Origin of the sequence: Streptomyces melanosporofaciens, from assembly GCF_900105695.1 — a bacterium.
Lineage (GTDB): Bacteria > Actinomycetota > Actinomycetes > Streptomycetales > Streptomycetaceae > Streptomyces > Streptomyces antimycoticus.
The window spans coordinates 5,809,519-5,825,504 of the sequence record NZ_FNST01000002.1; the positions used below are offsets into that span (position 1 = coordinate 5,809,519).

General features: G+C 71.2%; 14 protein-coding genes. 6 read left to right on the forward strand and 8 right to left on the reverse strand.

Annotation, left to right across the window (positions count from 1 at the left end; translation table 11 throughout):
- Window positions 1–34 precede the first annotated feature (34 nt).
- The 7 genes from BLV72_RS27975 to BLV72_RS28000 form a co-directional block, all read right to left on the reverse strand.
- Window positions 35–619 (reverse strand): TetR/AcrR family transcriptional regulator, encoded by a 585-nt coding sequence (locus BLV72_RS27975; protein WP_093465668.1) that lies wholly within the window; start codon window positions 617–619, stop codon window positions 35–37.
- A 181-nt stretch (window positions 620–800) separates the two neighbouring features.
- A complete protein-coding gene (fdhD, locus tag BLV72_RS27980) occupies window positions 801–1,676 on the reverse strand; it encodes a formate dehydrogenase accessory sulfurtransferase FdhD (RefSeq protein WP_093465670.1) in 876 nt (291 codons plus the stop codon).
- A 5-nt stretch (window positions 1,677–1,681) separates the two neighbouring features.
- Entirely contained in the window at window positions 1,682–2,554 is an 873-nt protein-coding gene (locus tag BLV72_RS27985; protein WP_093465672.1) for a 2Fe-2S iron-sulfur cluster-binding protein, read from the reverse strand.
- Window positions 2,551–4,389 carry an NAD(P)H-dependent oxidoreductase subunit E gene (locus BLV72_RS27990; protein ID WP_093465674.1) on the reverse strand — a complete coding sequence of 613 codons (1,839 nt, stop codon included), beginning with the start codon at window positions 4,387–4,389 and terminating at the stop codon, window positions 2,551–2,553. The genes BLV72_RS27985 and BLV72_RS27990 overlap by 4 nt, the downstream gene beginning before the upstream one ends.
- 2 nt (window positions 4,390–4,391) lie before the next feature.
- Window positions 4,392–6,341, reverse strand: a complete 1,950-nt coding sequence (locus BLV72_RS27995; protein WP_093465676.1) for a molybdopterin oxidoreductase family protein — start codon at window positions 6,339–6,341, stop codon at window positions 4,392–4,394.
- Window positions 6,342–6,654: 313 nt separating this feature from the next.
- Window positions 6,655–6,777: an MFS transporter small subunit gene (locus tag BLV72_RS51115; RefSeq protein ID WP_280143017.1), complete on the reverse strand. Its 123-nt coding sequence runs from the start codon at window positions 6,775–6,777 to the stop codon at window positions 6,655–6,657.
- A complete protein-coding gene (locus tag BLV72_RS28000; protein WP_093465678.1) occupies window positions 6,774–8,162 on the reverse strand; it encodes an L-lactate MFS transporter in 1,389 nt (462 codons plus the stop codon). Before BLV72_RS28000 ends, BLV72_RS51115 begins: the two co-directional genes overlap by 4 nt.
- A 142-nt stretch (window positions 8,163–8,304) precedes the next feature.
- Between BLV72_RS28000 and BLV72_RS28005 the strand changes: the two genes are divergently transcribed.
- The gene (locus BLV72_RS28005; RefSeq protein ID WP_093465680.1) at window positions 8,305–8,982 is read left to right on the forward strand and encodes a GntR family transcriptional regulator; all 678 of its coding nucleotides are present in this window, start codon (window positions 8,305–8,307) and stop codon (window positions 8,980–8,982) included.
- Window positions 8,983–9,015: 33 nt separating this feature from the next.
- On the opposite strand, the gene BLV72_RS28010 is transcribed toward BLV72_RS28005, so the two are convergent.
- On the reverse strand, window positions 9,016–9,306 hold the full coding sequence (locus BLV72_RS28010; protein ID WP_093465681.1) for a hypothetical protein: 291 nt from the start codon (window positions 9,304–9,306) through the stop codon (window positions 9,016–9,018).
- 231 nt (window positions 9,307–9,537) lie between these two features.
- Here BLV72_RS28010 and BLV72_RS28015 point away from each other — a divergent pair, with 231 nt between their 5' ends.
- The 5 genes from BLV72_RS28015 to BLV72_RS28035 all read left to right on the forward strand — a co-directional run bounded on the left by BLV72_RS28015 (window position 9,538) and on the right by BLV72_RS28035 (window position 15,984).
- Window positions 9,538–10,719, forward strand: coding sequence for an ROK family transcriptional regulator (locus tag BLV72_RS28015; protein WP_093465683.1), 1,182 nt, complete (start codon window positions 9,538–9,540; stop codon window positions 10,717–10,719).
- Window positions 10,720–11,078: 359 nt separating this feature from the next.
- Window positions 11,079–12,608 (forward strand): sugar ABC transporter ATP-binding protein, encoded by a 1,530-nt coding sequence (locus BLV72_RS28020; RefSeq protein WP_093465685.1) that lies wholly within the window; start codon window positions 11,079–11,081, stop codon window positions 12,606–12,608.
- 86 nt (window positions 12,609–12,694) lie between these two features.
- Complete coding sequence (locus BLV72_RS28025; RefSeq protein ID WP_244321445.1) at window positions 12,695–13,681, forward strand: ABC transporter permease; 987 nt, start codon at window positions 12,695–12,697, stop codon at window positions 13,679–13,681.
- The gene (locus BLV72_RS28030) at window positions 13,678–14,733 is read left to right on the forward strand and encodes a substrate-binding domain-containing protein (RefSeq protein ID WP_093465688.1); all 1,056 of its coding nucleotides are present in this window, start codon (window positions 13,678–13,680) and stop codon (window positions 14,731–14,733) included. Before BLV72_RS28025 ends, BLV72_RS28030 begins: the two co-directional genes overlap by 4 nt.
- A gap of 60 nt (window positions 14,734–14,793) precedes the next feature.
- Entirely contained in the window at window positions 14,794–15,984 is a 1,191-nt protein-coding gene (locus BLV72_RS28035) for a Gfo/Idh/MocA family protein (RefSeq protein WP_093465690.1), read from the forward strand.
- Window positions 15,985–15,986 lie beyond the last annotated feature (2 nt).

The window sequence follows — 15,986 nt, forward strand, 5'->3', positions numbered from 1 at the left end:
GAGAGGTCGGGTCGGAAGCGTCAGGCCATGGAGGTCAATCGAGCAGCGCCAGCGCCTGCTCCGCGGCGTCCCGCACCCGGGCCGGGTCGTCCGACGCCTTGCCGACCACCCGCAGCCCCTGCATCAGCACGAACAGCATCCGCGCCAGCGCACGGGGGTCGCGGTCCTCGGGGAGCTCCCCCTGGGCCTGGGCTCGTATCAGTGCGGAGCACAACGGGGTCTCCACGTGGTCCCAGCTCAGCTCCACCCGGCGGGCGGCCGCCGGGTCATGCGGGGCCAGCTCGGCCGCCGTGTTGGTCACCAGGCAGCCGGCCAGCCGCTTCTCCGGAGAGGCGGCCTCCTCGGCGAAGCGGCGCACCACCGCCCGCACCGCGGGCAGCGCCGGACCCGGCTGGGACAGCTCGGTCAGCAGGGACGGGTCGCGCGTCTCCGCATAGCGGTCCATGGCCTTCAGGTACAGCTCGTGCTTGCTGCCGAAGGTCGCGTAGATGCTGGCGCGGCCGATGCCGAGATAGTCGACGAGGTCCGCCATCGAGGTCGCTTCATAGCCGCGCTGCCAGAACAGCTCGAGAGCCGACTGCAGGGCGGCCTCCGGGTCGAATTCCTTCGTTCTGGCCATGACCCAACCATAGCACCTAAACAGAACGAGCGGTCAAGAACACTTTCGAGTGAAGGCCCGGATCTGGAACGCGCGTACGGGACCCGGTGACGCATGCGCGAGACCCCGGTAGGGGCCGGCCGACGCAGGGGGCGCTCCTCGCCGGCCGGCCCGCCAACCCGTGCAGCGGGCGGACCGCTTCTCAGGTCCCGCCGACCGCTGTCCGCAGAGCGAGTCGCCGCTCGCCCGCGTACACGTTCATCGAGGTGCCGCGGAGGAAGCCGACCAGGGTCAGCCCCGTCTCCGCCGCCAGATCCACCGCCAGCGAGGAGGGCGCCGACACCGCCGCCAGCACCGGGATCCCCGCCATCACCGCCTTCTGCGCCAGCTCGAAGGAGGCGCGGCCCGAAACCATCAGCACCGACCCCGACAGCGGCAGCAGACCCTGCTGGAGCGCCCGCCCCACCAGCTTGTCCACCGCGTTGTGCCGGCCCACGTCCTCCCGCAGGTCCAGCAGCTCACCGTCCGGGGTGAACAGCCCCGCCGCGTGCAGCCCGCCGGTCCGGTCGAAGACGCGCTGTGCCGCGCGGAGCCGGTCGGGGAGCACGGAGAGCGTCTCCGGCTCGATCCGGACGGGAGAGCTCCCGCCGTCCGCTCCGTCGCCGAGGCCATCCGCGAGCGGCCAGCGCGCGGTCGTCCGCACCGCGTCCAGGCTGGCCTTGCCGCACAGCCCGCAGGAGGACGTCGTATAGACGTTGCGCTCCAGGGTGATGTCCGGGACCGGCACGCCCGGTGCGAGCGTCACATCCACCACGTTGTAGGTGTTGGAGCCGTCCTCGGTGGCGCCCGCGCAGTAGACGATGTTCGCCAGCTCGTCCGCGCGCCCGAGGACGCCCTCGCTCACCAGGAATCCGGCGGCGAGGGCGAAGTCGTCGCCCGGTGTGCGCATGGTGATCGCCAGTGGTTTGCCGTTAAGCCGGATCTCCAGCGGCTCCTCCGCCACCAGGGTGTCCGGCCGGGTGCTGACCGCCCCGTCCCGGATGCGGATGACGCGGCGTCGCTCGGTGACCCGTCCCATGTCGATCAGTCCCGGTTCTGTGCGTGGTTCTGTACGTGCTGGTACCCGAAACGGCCCTTGATGCACAGGTTCCCATGGGTGACGGGATTGTCGTGCGGCGAGGTGACCTTCACGATCTCATTGTCCTGCACATGGAGGGTGAGGTTGCACCCCACACCACAGTAGGCGCATACCGTCGTCGTCTCCGTCTGCGCCGACTCGTCCCACGCCCCGGCCGCCCGCATGTCGAACTCCGTCTTGAAGCTCAGCGCGCCGGTCGGGCACACCTCGATGCAGTTGCCGCAGTAGACGCACGCGGAGTCGGTGAGGGGCGCGTCGTGCTCGGTGGAGATCCGGGCGTCGAAGCCGCGGCCCGCGACCGCGATCGCGAAGGTGTTCTGCCACTGGTCGCCGCAGGCGTCCACGCACTTGTAGCAGAGGATGCATTTGTCGTAGTCGCGGACGTACAGGTCGTTGTCGACCTTCGGCTCCTCGTCCACCCGGGCGGCGTCCGCGCCGAAGCGGTCCGGCTCGGCTCCGTACTCCTCGATCCACTCGGCCGCGCGCGGGGTCGTCGACAGATCGGTCGAGGAGGCCAGCAGCTCCAGGACGACCTTACGGCTGTGCCGGGCGCGCTCGGTGTCCGTGCGCACCTCCATGCCCTGCTCCACCCGGCGGGAACAGGCCGGGGCGAGGGTGCGGGCGCCCTCCACCTCCACCACGCACACCCGGCAGGCGTTCTTCGGGGTGAGCGTGTCGCCCTGGCACAGGGTCGGGACGTCCTTGCCCGCGGCGCGGCACGCGTCCAGCAGGGTGCTGTCCTCCGGGGCGCGGACCGGCTCGCCGTCCAGGGTGAGGTCGACCAGACGGCGCGGGGGTCGCAGCGGTATCGCGGTCACTTGAAGGCTCCCAGGCGGTCGATGGCGGACTCCACGGCGTTCCAGGCGGTCTGGCCCAGACCGCAGATCGAGGCGTCCCGCATGGCCTGGCCGACCTCGCGCAGCAGCGCGATGTCCCCGGCCGCGGCGGCGCCCGTAAGGTCCTTGATCCGGTGCAGCGCCTCCTCCTGCCGTACGGTGCCCACCCGGCAGGGGACGCACTGGCCGCAGGACTCGTCGCGGAAGAACTCCGCGATGCGCAGCAGGACGCGGGGCAGGTCGACGCTGTCGTCCAGGACCAGCACCACTCCCGAGCCGAGGGTGGTGCCCGCGGCGCGCGTGCCCTCGAAGGTCAGTGGGACGTCCAGCTCGTCGGGGCGTACGAAGCCGCCCGCCGCGCCGCCGAGCAGCACCGCGCGCAGGGTCTCGGGCGGCCCCGCGAGCTCCAACAGCTCGCCCAGCGTCGCCCCGAACGGCAGCTCGTAGACGCCGGGCCGGGCGACCGTGCCGGAGACGCAGAACAGCTTGGTGCCGGTGGAGGTGCCGGTGCCGGTGCGCGCATACGCCTGCGCACCCTCGATCAGAATCGGCAACACATTGACCAGCGTCTCCACGTTGTTGACCGCGGTCGGCTTGCCGAACAGCCCCTTCTCGACCGGGAACGGCGGTTTGCTGCGCGGTTCACCGCGCCGCCCCTCGATCGAGTTGAAGATGGCGGTCTCCTCACCGCAGATGTACGCGCCCGCGCCGCGCCGGATCTCGATGTCGAACGCGAACCCCTGCCCCATGACGTCCTCGCCGAGGAAGCCGCGGGCCCGGGCCCGGTCGATGGCGGTGCGCAGCCGGCGCAGCGCACGGGGGTACTCGCCGCGCAGATACAGATAGCCGCGGTGGGCCCCGGTCGCATAGCCCGCGATGGTCATGGCCTCGATCAGGGCGTACGGATCGCCCTCCATCAGGACCCGGTCCTTGAAGGTGCCCGGTTCGCTCTCGTCGGCGTTGCAGACCAGATAGTGCGGATGGTCGGGCTGCTGGGCGGTGGCCGACCACTTCCGCCCGGTCGGGAACGCGGCCCCGCCCCGCCCGACCAGCCCCGCCTCGGTCACTTCCCGGATCACCCCGGCGGGCCCGAGCGTGAACGCGCGCCGCAGCGCGGCGTATCCGCCGTGGGTGCGGTAGTCGTCGAGCGACCCCGGGTCCACCACCCCGACCCGGCGCAGCAGCACCAGGCCGTCGGCGCCGGTCTGGGGGACCGCGACGGCCGCCGGGGGTTCGGCCGGCGCGTCGTGCGGCGCCGACGCCGCGTCGGCCACCGCCTCGGCCGTGGCGGGGGCGACGACCGCGGCCTGCGGGGCCTCCCCCGCGCGGATCGCCAGGACCGCCGGGGCGCGTTCGCACAGGCCCAGACAGGGACTGGGCTGCCAGACGGCTCCGGATCCGGCCGAGCCCGCCGGGCCCAGGTCCCGTTCGAGCTCCGTGCACACCCGCGCGGAGCCCCGGGCCGCGCACGCCAGATCCGTGCAGACGTGGACGACGGTCGCCGGACGGGGTTTCACCGCGAACATCGCGTAGAAGGTCGCGACCCCGTAGCCCTCCGCCGGAGGGACCGTCAGCCGGCGGCACAGATAGTCCAGGCCGCCCTCGCTGATCCAGCCCACCCGGTCGTTGAGGGCATGCAGCCCCGGCAGCAGCAGCTCGCGCCGCTCACGTGCCTCGCGGCCGCCGCGCGCCCAGCGCAGATCCGTGTCATTGCGGTCGTCCGCGCCCTCCCAGGCGGATTCGGGCGGGCCGAGCAGGGCGTCGACCGCCGCCCGCTCCTCGTCCGTGGGCTTGCCGGCACCGAAGCGCAGATCCACGGTCAGCTCCTTACGGCGGTCACGGGAATCTTCTCGATCCTTATGGCCGACGCCTTGAACTCCGCCGTCCCCGCGATGGGGCAGTTCGCCTCGATCGTCAGGGAGTTGGTGTCCACCTCGTCGGGGAAGTGCATGGTCATGAAGGCGAGCCCCGGCCGCAGCCCGGGATCGATCCACACCGGCGCCACCACGGAGCCGCGCCGCGAGGTGACCCGCACCCGCTCCTCGGTCTCCACCCGGTAGCGGGCCGCGTCCTCCGGGCACAGCTCGATGTACTCGCCGCGCCGCAGCGGAGAGGCGAAACCCCCGCTCTGCACCCCGGTGTTGTACGAGTCCAGGCGCCGTCCGGTGGTGAGCCGGATCGGATAGGCGTCATCGGTCAGATCGACCGGCGGATCGTGCTTCACGGGGCCGAAGGGGGCGAGGTCGCCGCGCCGCGCCGGATCGTTCTCCCACAGCCGGCCGTGCAGGTAGGTGGGCTCGAGGCGGTCGGTGCTGGGGCAGGGCCACTGGATGCCCTGGTGCTCCTCCAGCCGCTCGTAGGTCATGCCGAAGTGGTCCGGGGAGACGGCGCGCAGCTCGTTCCAGACCTCCTCCGCGCCCTCGAACTTCCAGTCGTGGCCGAGCCGCCGCGCCAGCTCGCAGATGATGTCGATGTCCTCGCGCGCCTCGCCCGGCGGCTCCACGGCCTTGCGCACCCGCTGGACGCGGCGCTCGCTGTTGGTGGTGGTGCCCTCCGTCTCGCACCAGCCGGCGGTCGCCGGGAGCACCACATCGGCCAGCTCGGCGGTCCTGGTGAGGAAGATGTCCTGGACCACCAGGTGTTCCAGCGACTCCAGCCGCCGGACGGCCTGTTCGGTGTCGGCCTCGGACTGGGCCGGGTTCTCGCCGATGCAGTAGACGGCGCGCAGTTCGCCGGCCTCCATGGCCTCGAACATCTCGGTGAGGTTCAGCCCGTAGCGCGGCTGGATGACCACGTCCCAGGCGCGCTCGAACTTGGACCGGGTGGGCGGGTCCAGGATGTCCTGGAAGCCGGGCAGCCGGTTGGGGATGGCGCCCATGTCGCCGCCGCCCTGGACGTTGTTCTGGCCGCGCAGCGGCTGCAGTCCGCAGCCGTACCGGCCGACATGGCCGGTCAGCAGGGACAGATTGATCAGCGCCCGGACGTTGTCGGTGCCGTTGTGGTGCTCGGTGATGCCGAGCGTCCAGCACAGCTGGGCGCGCTCGGCGGTGGCGTAGGCGTGCGCGAGATCGCGGATGGCGTCCGCGGGGACGCCCGTGACCTTCTCCGCGACGCTCAGCGTCCAGGGCTCCACATGGGCCGCGTACTCCTCGAAGCCACTGGTGGCGCGCTCGATGAAGGAGCGGTTGGCGAGCCCCGCGTGGATGATCTCGCGGCCCACGGCGTGGGCCAGCGGGATGTCGGTGCCGACGTTGAGCCCCAGCCAGCTCTCGGCCCATTCTGCGGTCGAGGTGCGGCGCGGATCGACGGCGTACATCCGGGCGCCGTTGCGGATGCCCCTGAGGACGTGCTGGAAGAAGATCGGGTGCGCGAAGCGGGCGTTGGAGCCCCACATCACGATGAGATCGGTGTCCTCGACCTCCGCGTACGACGACGTGCCGCCGCCGGAGCCGAAGACGGCGGACAGCCCCGCGACGCTGGGCGCGTGGCAGGTGCGGTTGCAGGAGTCGACGTTGTTGGTGCCCATCACCACCCGGGCGAACTTCTGGGCCACGTAGTTCATCTCGTTGGTGGCGCGGGCGCAGGAGAACATGCCGAACGCGTCGGGCCCGTGGGCCGCCGTCACGGCCCGGAACCCGGCGGTGGCCCGGCTGAGCGCCTCGTCCCAGGAGGCGCGGCGGAGTTCACCGCTGACCGAGTCCCGCACCAGGGGGTGGGTCAGCCGGGGGTACTGCTTCTGCTGTCGGTTGCGCTGGCGGTTACGGGCCACGACGGGCTCCTTACGGCGGTCACGCCGCGGTGCGACGTGAGGGAACCGAACGTTCGGGTATCGTCGACAGAATATTGAATACAGTATGCCCGAGGAGGGGGTCAAGGAGTCGAACGACACCTCAACCCCCTCCCGTCCGCCGGTGATAAGGCCCCGGGCGGTGATGGAACGTCGGCCGGTGCAGAGAGCTCACGGGGGAGGCGAGCTCGGCCGGTGAAGCCGGTGCAGTGAGCTCACGGGGGAGGCGAGCTCGGCCGGTGAAGCCGGTACCGCGAGTTCGGCCGGTGAGGCCGGTGAGGCCGGTAGGGCGAGCTCAGCCCGTGAAGAGCTGTGTGGCCTTGCGGATGAGCTCGTAGACCCCGTACGCGAAGGGCAGCCCGACCCAGGCCCAGACGGCCACGGTCAGCGCGGTGCGGTTGTTGGTGGGTTCGGTCATCGGTCCGCTCCCTTCTCGGCGGGCGCCGCCTCGGTATCGGCCGTCGCGGAGGCCGGTTCGTGGAAGCGCGGATGGACCGGCCGCACCAGCTCGTTGGCGATGAAGCCGACGATCAGTAGCGCGATCATGATGGTGAGGGAGAGCGAGTACAGCCCGGGGCCGGTCTTCCCCGCCTCCTCCTGGTGGTCGGCCACCTTGTTGACGATGTACGGGCCGAGGACCCCGGCCACCGACCACGCGGTGAGCAGTCGGCCGTGGATCGCGCCCACCTGATAGGTGCCGAACAGGTCCTTCAGATACGCCGGAACGGTCGAGAAGCCGCCCCCGTAGAAGGAGAGGATCACCAGCGCGCACACCACGAACAGGGGCTTGGAGGAGTCCCCGAGCTGCGCGATGGCCAGATACATCAGCGCGCCCACGCCCAGATAGATCCGGTACATGTTCTTGCGCCCGATGAGGTCGGACGTGGACGACCACACCAGCCGCCCGGCCATGTTGGCCGCCGACAGCAGGGCGACGAAACCGGCCGCCGCGGTGGCGGTCACGGGGGCGTCGGTGTCCTTGAAGTAGTCGCCGATCATGGGCGCGGCCTTCTCCAGGATGCCGATGCCCGCCGTCACGTTCATGCACAGCACCACCCACAGACACCAGAACTGCGGGGTGCGGATGGCATTGCGCGCGGAGACGTCGGCCGCGCTGACCATGTGTCCCTGCTCCTGCGGCGGCTCCCAGCCGGCGGGCCGCCAGCCGTCGGCCGGCACCCGCACCAGCACCACGCCGAGGGTCATGAAGGCCGCGTAGGTCAGGCCGTGCACCAGGAAGGTGGCGGCGATGCCGCCGTTGTCGGTGCCGAAGCGCTCCATCAGCCAGCTCGACCAGGGCGAGGCGATCAGCGCGCCGCCGCCGAAGCCCATGATGGCGATGCCGGTGGCCATGCCGGGCCGGTCGGGGAACCACTTCATGAGCGTGGAGACGGGGGAGATGTATCCGATACCGAGACCGATCCCGCCGATGAAGCCGTAGCCGAGGACGACCAGCCAGTACTGGCTGGTGGCGGCGCCGAGCGAGGCGACGAGGAAACCGGAGGAGAAGCAGACGAGAGAGACGAACATCGCCCAGCGCGGGCCGTTGCGCTCGACGAGCGTCCCGCCGAAGGCGGCGGACAGGCCGAGCATCACGATGCCGAGCTGGAAGGGGAGTGCGCTGGCCGTGCCCGAGAGGTCCATGGAGGACTCCAGGGGCGGCTTGAACACGCTCCAGGCGTACGCCTGGCCGATGGAGAGGTGGACGGCTAGGGCGGCCGGCGGCACCAGCCAGCGGCTCCAGCCCGGTGGGGCCAGGGTGCGCGAGCGATGCAACGGACCGAGTCGATCATTGGTGAGCATGTGCCCGGACTTTAAGGATTCAACGAGTCAATGACTAGACGTCGAAGCGCCCGGGATGTGTCGACCGCGTGGACGGGATGGGTAAACTGTAGACAATAACCAATCCGGGGCATCCGGTGAACGGCGAGCCAGAGGGGGCGCGATGCTGTCCAGGGGACTGCCGAACGGCGCGGTACCGAAGCTGGAGCGGCCCGGCCCACTCCGCGAGCGCGTCTACGAGGCGCTGCTCGAACTCATCACCACCCGCGCCCTCCGCCCCGGCCAGCACCTCGTGGAGAGCGAGCTCGCCGGGCAGCTCGGGGTCTCCCGCCAGCCGGTGCGCGAGGCCCTCCAGCGGCTCAACACCGAAGGCTGGGTCGATCTGCGGCCCGCGCAGGGCGCGTTCGTCCACGAGCCCACCGAGGAGGAGGCCGATCAGCTCCTTACGGTGCGCACCCTCCTGGAGGCCGAGGCCGCCCGGCTGGCCGCCGCGGGCACCGACGCGGCCGGGATCGCCGCGCTGGAGGACCTGTGCGCGAAGGGCGAGCGCGCGGTGCTGGACGACGATGTGGACGGCGCGGTCGCGGCGAACGCCGAATTCCACGCCAAGGTGATGGAGCTGGCCGGAAACGCGGTCCTGTCCGAGCTGGCCGCCCAGGTGGACCGCAGGGTCCGCTGGTACTACACCCCGGTCGCCCGCCAGCGCGGCAAGCAGTCCTGGATCGAGCACCGCGAGCTGATCGCGGCCATCACCGCCGGTGACGAACACGGGGCCACGGCCGTCATGCGCACCCACACCGAGCACACCCGCCGCACGTACCACGACCGCGAGCGGTCCTGACCCCTCCGTCGCACCGGCCGTCGCCGGGTGGCGTCATCCCCGCGTGGCGTCGATGCGCTCGACCGCCTCCTTGGCCTCCTTCAAGTCGGCGTCGGTGAGCTGCCGGTAGGCCTTGATGGCTTCGAACTTCTTGCCCTCCCGCAGCAGGGCCGTCACCCCCCGCAGGTCGGGCCCGACCACTTCGATGTCCAGGTGGTCGAGGATCAGGTCCAGCTTGTGCTCGATACGGTCCGCCCTGCGCTGGATCTTCTTGATCCTCGACTCCAGCAGCGGATACTGCATGACGAGGACCAAGAGCAAGATGTACGCCGCCGCTATCTCCATGACCGCCGATCGTAGTGGTCGCAGTGGCCGAACCCTTTCGCCGATCCCGCGCTCCCGAGTCGTTGCCTCTCCGTGGTGTCCCGAAATCAACTCGGCTTTGTCCTGCGACAGGAGAAAGTCGTAGCCAATTGCGGCGCAAGTTCTTCCCACCCCCGACAACCGCTGCTACGTTCCCCGTGAAAGCCCGGTGACGTGGATGCCGATGACGGCGGGAGGGGCAGCGTGAGGCGCATGACGGCACGACCGGCGAACGCGCATCAGGCGCGACTGCTCCGTCTGCTGCGCGACGGTGGCCCCAACTCCCGTGCTCAGCTGGGCGATCAGATCGACCTCTCGCGTTCGAAGCTCGCCGTGGAGATCGACCGGTTGCTGGAGACCGGGCTGGTGGCCGCGGACGGGCTCGCGGCCTCGCGCGGTGGCCGGCGCTCGCACAACATCCGTCTCGCGCCCGGACTGCGGCTGCTCGGCGTCGATATCGGCGCCACCTCCGTGGATGTCGCGGTGACCAATGCCGAACTGGAGATTCTCGGCCATCTCAACCAGCCCATGGATGTGCGTGAGGGACCGGTCGCGGTCTTCGAGCAGGTGCTGGACATGGCCGCGAAGCTCCGGGCCTCCGGGGTGGCCGAGGGGTTCGACGGGGCGGGCATAGGAGTGCCCGGCCCCGTGCGGTTCCCCGAGGGCGTGCCGGTGGCGCCGCCGATCATGCCGGGGTGGGACGGCTTCCCCGTACGGGAGGCGCTCAGCCAGGAGCTGGGCTGCCCGGTGATGGTCGACAACGATGTGAACCTCATGGCGATGGGGGAGCAGCACGCCGGGGTCGCCCGCTCCGTCAAGGACTTCCTCTGCGTGAAGATCGGCACCGGTATCGGCTGCGGGATCGTCGTCGGCGGTGAGGTCTACCGCGGTACGACGGGCAGCGCGGGCGACATCGGCCACATCCAGGCCGAACCCGACGGCCGCCCCTGCGCCTGCGGCAACCACGGCTGCCTGGAGGCGTACTTCGGCGGCGCGGCGCTGGCCCGCGACGCCGAGGCGGCCGCCCGCGACGGCCGGTCCGCCGAACTCGCCGCCCGGCTGGAGGAGGTGGGCGGCCTCGCCGCCACGGACGTCGCCGCGGCGGCGTCGGCGGGCGACGCGACCGCCCTCGACCTCATCAGGGAGGGCGGCACCCGTACGGGCCAGGTCATCGCCGGGCTCGTCAGCTTCTTCAACCCCGGTCTGGTGGTCATCGGCGGCGGTGTCACCGGGCTCGGCCATACGCTGCTCGCCGCCATACGGACCCAGGTCTACCGCCAGTCCCTGCCCCTGGCCACCGGCAACCTCCCCATCGTGCTGGGCGAACTCGGCCCGGCCGCCGGGGTCACCGGCGCGGCCCGCCTGATCAGCGACCACCTCTTCTCCCCGGCCTGACGGCCTGATCCAGCCCGGCCACGGCCGGTCCATACCTCGGCACAGCGCAGCAGCACGGCACCCGCACCGCCCCTCGACATACGCCATGTCGAGGCATGAGCCGCACGACCGGCACCACTGAGCCGCACCACCCGGGCACCACCTGAGCCGCAACCCCAGGGCACCACCGAGCCGCACCACCCGGCACCACCGTGGCGGCGCGCCGTACCCCGGCGCGCCCCGCACCCCACCACGGCACCACATCACCGCTCCACCCAGCTCCAGCCAGCCCCATCCCCAGCCCCGCCGCGCGCCCGCAGCGGCTCCGGCACGCCCAGCGACCCGCACCGCATCGAGCGAACCCGCCGAGGAGGCCAGCCATGGCACCGGCACCACCCGACCCGCGCCCGCTCCTCACCATGTCCGCGATCACCAAGTCCTTCCCCGGCGTACGGGCCCTGGACGGCGTCGACCTCGATGTCGAAGCGGGCGAGGTGCACTGTCTGCTCGGCCAGAACGGCGCGGGCAAGTCCACCCTGATCAAGGTGATCGCCGGGGCGCATCAGCCCGACAGCGGCGAGATCCTCTGGCGGGGCGCACCGGTCACCCTCAAGTCGCCCATCGCCGCCATGCGGCTGGGGATCGCCACCATCTACCAGGAACTCGACCTGGTGGAGGGGCTGTCCGTCGCCGAGAACGTCTTCCTCGGCCATGAGATGGCCACCGCCGGTTTCGTCCGCTCCCGTGCGGCCCGCACCGCCGCCGCCGCGCTCCTGGCCCGGCTCGGCCACCCCGAGATCGACCCGGGGCGGCTGGTCGGGGAGCTGTCCGCGGCCGGGCAGCAGATCGTCTCGATGGCCCGCGCGCTCTCCCACGACGTCCAGCTCATCGTGATGGACGAGCCGTCCGCGGCCCTCGACCCCGACGAGGTCGACAACCTCTTCCGCATCGTCGGCGATCTCACCGCCGCCGGGGTCGCCGTCGTGTACATCTCGCACCGGCTGGAGGAGATCCGCCGGATCGGCGACCGGGTCACCGTGCTCAAGGACGGCCGGGCCGCGGCCCGCGGGCTGTCCGCCCGCACCACCCCGACCCGCGAGGTCGTGGCCCTGATGACGGGCCGGGATGTGGAGTACGCGTTCCCGCGCCGCACCACGGCGCCTCCGGCCGCGAGCGCGGAGCCCGTGCTGCGGCTGGAGAACCTCGGCAGGGCGGGGGAGTTCGAGCCGATCGACCTCGAAGTGGCGCCCGGCGAGATCGTCGGGCTCGCCGGACTCGTCGGCTCCGGGCGGTCCGAGATCCTGGAGACCGTCTACGGCGCCCGCCGTCCCACCTCGGGCCGGGTCCTGGTGGACGGCCGCGCGCTGCGCCCCGGCAGCGTGACCGCCGCCGTGCGCGCCGGGCTCGGGCTCGCCCCCGAGGAGCGCAAGGCGCAGGCGCTGCTGATGCTGGAGTCCGTCACCCGCAATGTCTCGGTCTCCTCGCTGTCCCGCTTCTCCCGCGCCGGGTGGGTGGACCGCGGCGCGGAGCGGGCGGCGGCCCGCCGGTGCGTACGCGACCTCTCGTTGCACCCCGACGACCCGGAGCGGCCGGTGCGCACCCTGTCCGGCGGCAATCAGCAAAAGGCCGTACTGGCCCGCTGGCTGCTGCGCGGCTGCCGGGTGCTGCTGCTGGACGAGCCGACGCGCGGGGTGGACGTCGGCGCCCGCGCCGAGTTGTACGCCGTGATCCGCCGACTCGCCGACGACGGCATGGCCGTCCTTCTCGTCTCCAGCGAACTGCCCGAAGTCCTGGGCCTCGCCGACCGGGTGCTGGTGCTCCGTGAGGGCCGTGTCGTGCATACGGCGCCCGCGCGGGAGCTGGACGAGCACCGCGTCCTCGATCTCGTCATGGAAGGGAGCCCGTCGTGAACTCACCTGGGAGCACGCCGGCGTCCAGCCCCTCGGCCGACTCCGCCCCGGTGCCGGGCGCGGGCGCCACGCTGACGGCCGGCCCGGTGGGCAAACCGCCGGCCGGCCGCACCGGCACCGATCCGCTGAGCAGGCTGCGGCGCCTGGCCGACCTGCGCAACCTCTCCCTCGTCGGGGTGCTCGCGGTGCTGATCGCCGTCGGCGGCTTCACCAAGCCCGATGAGTTCCTCAGCACCGACAACCTCCAACTCGTGCTCACCCAGGCATCCGTCATCGGCGTCGTCACCGTCGGCATGACCTTCGTCATCACCAGCGGCGGCATCGATCTGTCGGTCGGCGCGATGGTCGCCCTCGCCTCGGTGTGGGCCACCACGATCGCCACCCAGGAGTACGGACTCGGCGGCATCCTGCTCTGCGCGGTCCTGGTGGGGCTCGGCTGCGGACTGGTCAACGGGGTGCTCATCGCGTACGGCGGGCTGGTCCCGTTCATCGCCACCCTCGCGATGCTCGCCTCCGCCCGCGGTCTCGCCCTGCTGATCAGCGACGGCAGGACCCAGGTCGTCACCGTCGACCCGGTCCTGGACCTCGGGCTCCCGGACTCCTACATCCTCGGCATACCGCCGCTGGTGATCATCTTCGCCGCCGTCACGGTCCTGGGCTGGCTGGTGCTCAACCGCACGACGTTCGGCCGGCGCACCGTCGCCATCGGCGGCAACGCGGAGGCGGCCCGGCTCGCGGGCATCGACGTCAAACGCCAGCGGCTGATGCTGTATCTGCTCTCCGGGCTGTGCTGCGGTGTCGCCGCCTTCATGCTGGTCGTCCTCACCGGCTCCGGCCAGAACACCAACGGCAACCTGTACGAACTCGACGCCATCGCCGCCGCGATCATCGGCGGCACGCTGCTCAGCGGCGGCCGCGGCACCATCACCGGCTCCGTCCTCGGCGTCCTCGTCTTCACCACCATCACCAATCTGTTCGCCCTGAACAACCTTCAGAGCGATGTCCAGCAGATCGCCAAGGGCGCGATCATCGTCGCCGCCGTCCTGGTACAGAAGGGTCGTTCGACGCCATGAGGTTCCCACAGAGCTCCTCCCCCACCAGTCGCAGAAACCTGCTCCTGGGCACCGCCGCGGCGGGCGCGCTGTTCGCCGCCGGGTGCACCAGCAACGAGAACAACGACAGCGACGAGAACAGCAAACAGGCCGCGAACACCGCCAATGACAAGCCCGGTAAGGCGGTCACCATCGGGTTCGCCGGGCCTCAGGCCGACCACGGCTGGCTCAACGCCATCAACGAGCAGGCCAAGCGGCGCGCCAAGGAATACAAGGACGTCACGCTGGAGATCACCGAGGGCTCCAACGACACCGCCCAGCAGATCGGGCAGATCGAGACCCTCATCAACAAGAAGGTCGACGTCCTGGTCATCCTGCCCGCCGACGGCAAGGCGCTGACCCAGGTCGGGCTCAAGGCGATGCGGGCGGGCATCCCGGTCGTCAACCTCGACCGCATCTTCGCCTCGCCGCAGGCGTACCGCTGCTGGATCGGCGGCGACAACTACGGCATGGGCCTCAACGCCGGGCGCTATATCGGCGAGCAGCTCAAGGGCAAGAAGAACGCCAAGGTCATCGAGTTGGCCGGGATCGACAACCTGGAGCTGACCCGGCAGCGCACCGAGGGCTTCAACGCTGCCCTGAAGAACTACCCGAACATCAAGAAGGTCGGCCGCCAGGCCGCCGAGTTCACCGTCGAGTCGGGCCAGTCGAAGATGGCCCAGCTCCTCCAGGCCCACTCCGACTTCGATGCCCTGTGGAACCACGACGACGACCAGGGCGTCGGCGCCGAGCGCGCCATCAAGCAGGCCGGGCGCGATGACTTCCTCATGGTCGGTGGCGCGGGCGCCAAGCACGCCATGGACGCCATCAAGGCCGACAACACCGTGCTGAAGGCCACCGTGCTCTACCCGCCGACCATGGCCGCCTCCGCCATCGACCTCGCCCGCGCGCTCGGCCAGGGCAAGGGCGTCGGCGGCCTCGCCGAGCTGGAGATCCCGGCCTCCCTCACCCTCTACTCCGCCGTCGTCACCAAGGACAACGTGGACGAATACCTCCCCACGGGATTCAGCTGAGCCCGCTGGAGGGCCAGACCCCCCACCTCGCGTCGGTTTGCGATCGTCAGAAGGAGTCCCATGGAAAGTCCTGAAGCGAAGACGCTCGGCGTCGGCATGGTCGGTTACGCCTTCATGGGCGCCGCACACTCCCAGGGCTGGCGTACCGTCGGCCGTGTCTTCGACCTGCCCGCGCGCCCCGTGATGTCCGCCGTCTGCGGACGCGACCCGGAGGCCGTACGGGCCGCCGCGGACCGGCACGGCTGGGCCACGGCCGAGACCGACTGGCGGTCGATGATCGCCCGGGACGATGTGCAGCTCGTGGACGTCTGCACCCCCGGCGACAGCCATGCCGAGATCGCCATCGCGGCCCTGGAGGCGGGCAAGCACGTGCTGTGCGAGAAGCCGCTCGCCAACTCCGTGACCGAGGCGCAGGCCATGGTGGAGGCGGCGCGGCGGGCGCGGGAGCGCGGACAGGTGGCGATGGTCGGCTTCAACTACCGCCGCGCCCCCGCCATCGCGTACGCCCGCCGGATGGTGGAGCGGGGGCGGCTCGGCGTGCTGCGGCACGTACGGGTCACCTATCTGCAGGACTGGATCGTCGACCCGGAGTTCCCCCTGGTGTGGCGGCTGCGGCGGGAGTACGCGGGCTCCGGGGCGCTCGGCGACCTGGGCTCGCACATCGTCGATCTGGCGCAGTATCTGGCGGGGGAGCGGCTGATCGGCGTCTCGGCGCTCACCGAGACGTTCATCCGGGAGCGGCCGCTGCCCGCCGGTGCGGTGGCGGGGCTCGGCGGCTCCGGGACGGGCGGGGCGGCGCGCGGACCGGTCACGGTCGATGACGCGGCGCTGTTCACCGGGCGGTTCGGCTCCGGTGCGGTGGCGTCGTTCGAGGCCAGCCGCTTCGCCGCGGGCCGTAAGAACTCGCTCAGGATCGAGCTCAACGGCGATCACGGCTCGCTCGCCTTCGATCTGGAACGGCTCAACGAGCTGTCCTTCCACGATCACACCGAGCCCGCCGCCGACTCCGGCTTCCGCCGGATCCTGGTGACCGAGCCCGAGCACCCCTACCTGGACGCGTGGTGGCCGCCGGGCCACGCCCTCGGCTATGAGCACACCTTCGTCCACCAGGCGCGGGACATGGTGCTCGCGGTCGCCGAGGGGACCGGACCCGAGCCGTCCTTCGAGGACGGGCTGCAGGTGCAGCGGGTGCTCGCCGCCGTCGAGGAGAGCGCGGAGAAGAACTGCGTCTACACCCCCGTACCCGTCTGAGA

What these genes read in the sequence shown, in the direction of transcription:
- BLV72_RS27975 (WP_093465668.1), bottom strand. Translation starts at nt 619, where the DNA reads ATGGCCAGAACGAAGGAATTCGACCCGGAGGCCGCCCTGCAGTCGGCT.
- fdhD (WP_093465670.1), bottom strand. Translation starts at nt 1,676, where the DNA reads ATGGGACGGGTCACCGAGCGACGCCGCGTCATCCGCATCCGGGACGGG.
- BLV72_RS51115 (WP_280143017.1), bottom strand. Translation starts at nt 6,777, where the DNA reads ATGACCGAACCCACCAACAACCGCACCGCGCTGACCGTGGCCGTCTGG.
- BLV72_RS28000 (WP_093465678.1), bottom strand. Translation starts at nt 8,162, where the DNA reads ATGCTCACCAATGATCGACTCGGTCCGTTGCATCGCTCGCGCACCCTG.
- BLV72_RS28005 (WP_093465680.1), top strand. Translation starts at nt 8,305, where the DNA reads ATGCTGTCCAGGGGACTGCCGAACGGCGCGGTACCGAAGCTGGAGCGG.
- BLV72_RS28010 (WP_093465681.1), bottom strand. Translation starts at nt 9,306, where the DNA reads ATGGAGATAGCGGCGGCGTACATCTTGCTCTTGGTCCTCGTCATGCAG.
- BLV72_RS28015 (WP_093465683.1), top strand. Translation starts at nt 9,538, where the DNA reads ATGACGGCACGACCGGCGAACGCGCATCAGGCGCGACTGCTCCGTCTG.
- BLV72_RS28020 (WP_093465685.1), top strand. Translation starts at nt 11,079, where the DNA reads ATGGCACCGGCACCACCCGACCCGCGCCCGCTCCTCACCATGTCCGCG.
- BLV72_RS28030 (WP_093465688.1), top strand. Translation starts at nt 13,678, where the DNA reads ATGAGGTTCCCACAGAGCTCCTCCCCCACCAGTCGCAGAAACCTGCTC.
- BLV72_RS28035 (WP_093465690.1), top strand. Translation starts at nt 14,794, where the DNA reads ATGGAAAGTCCTGAAGCGAAGACGCTCGGCGTCGGCATGGTCGGTTAC.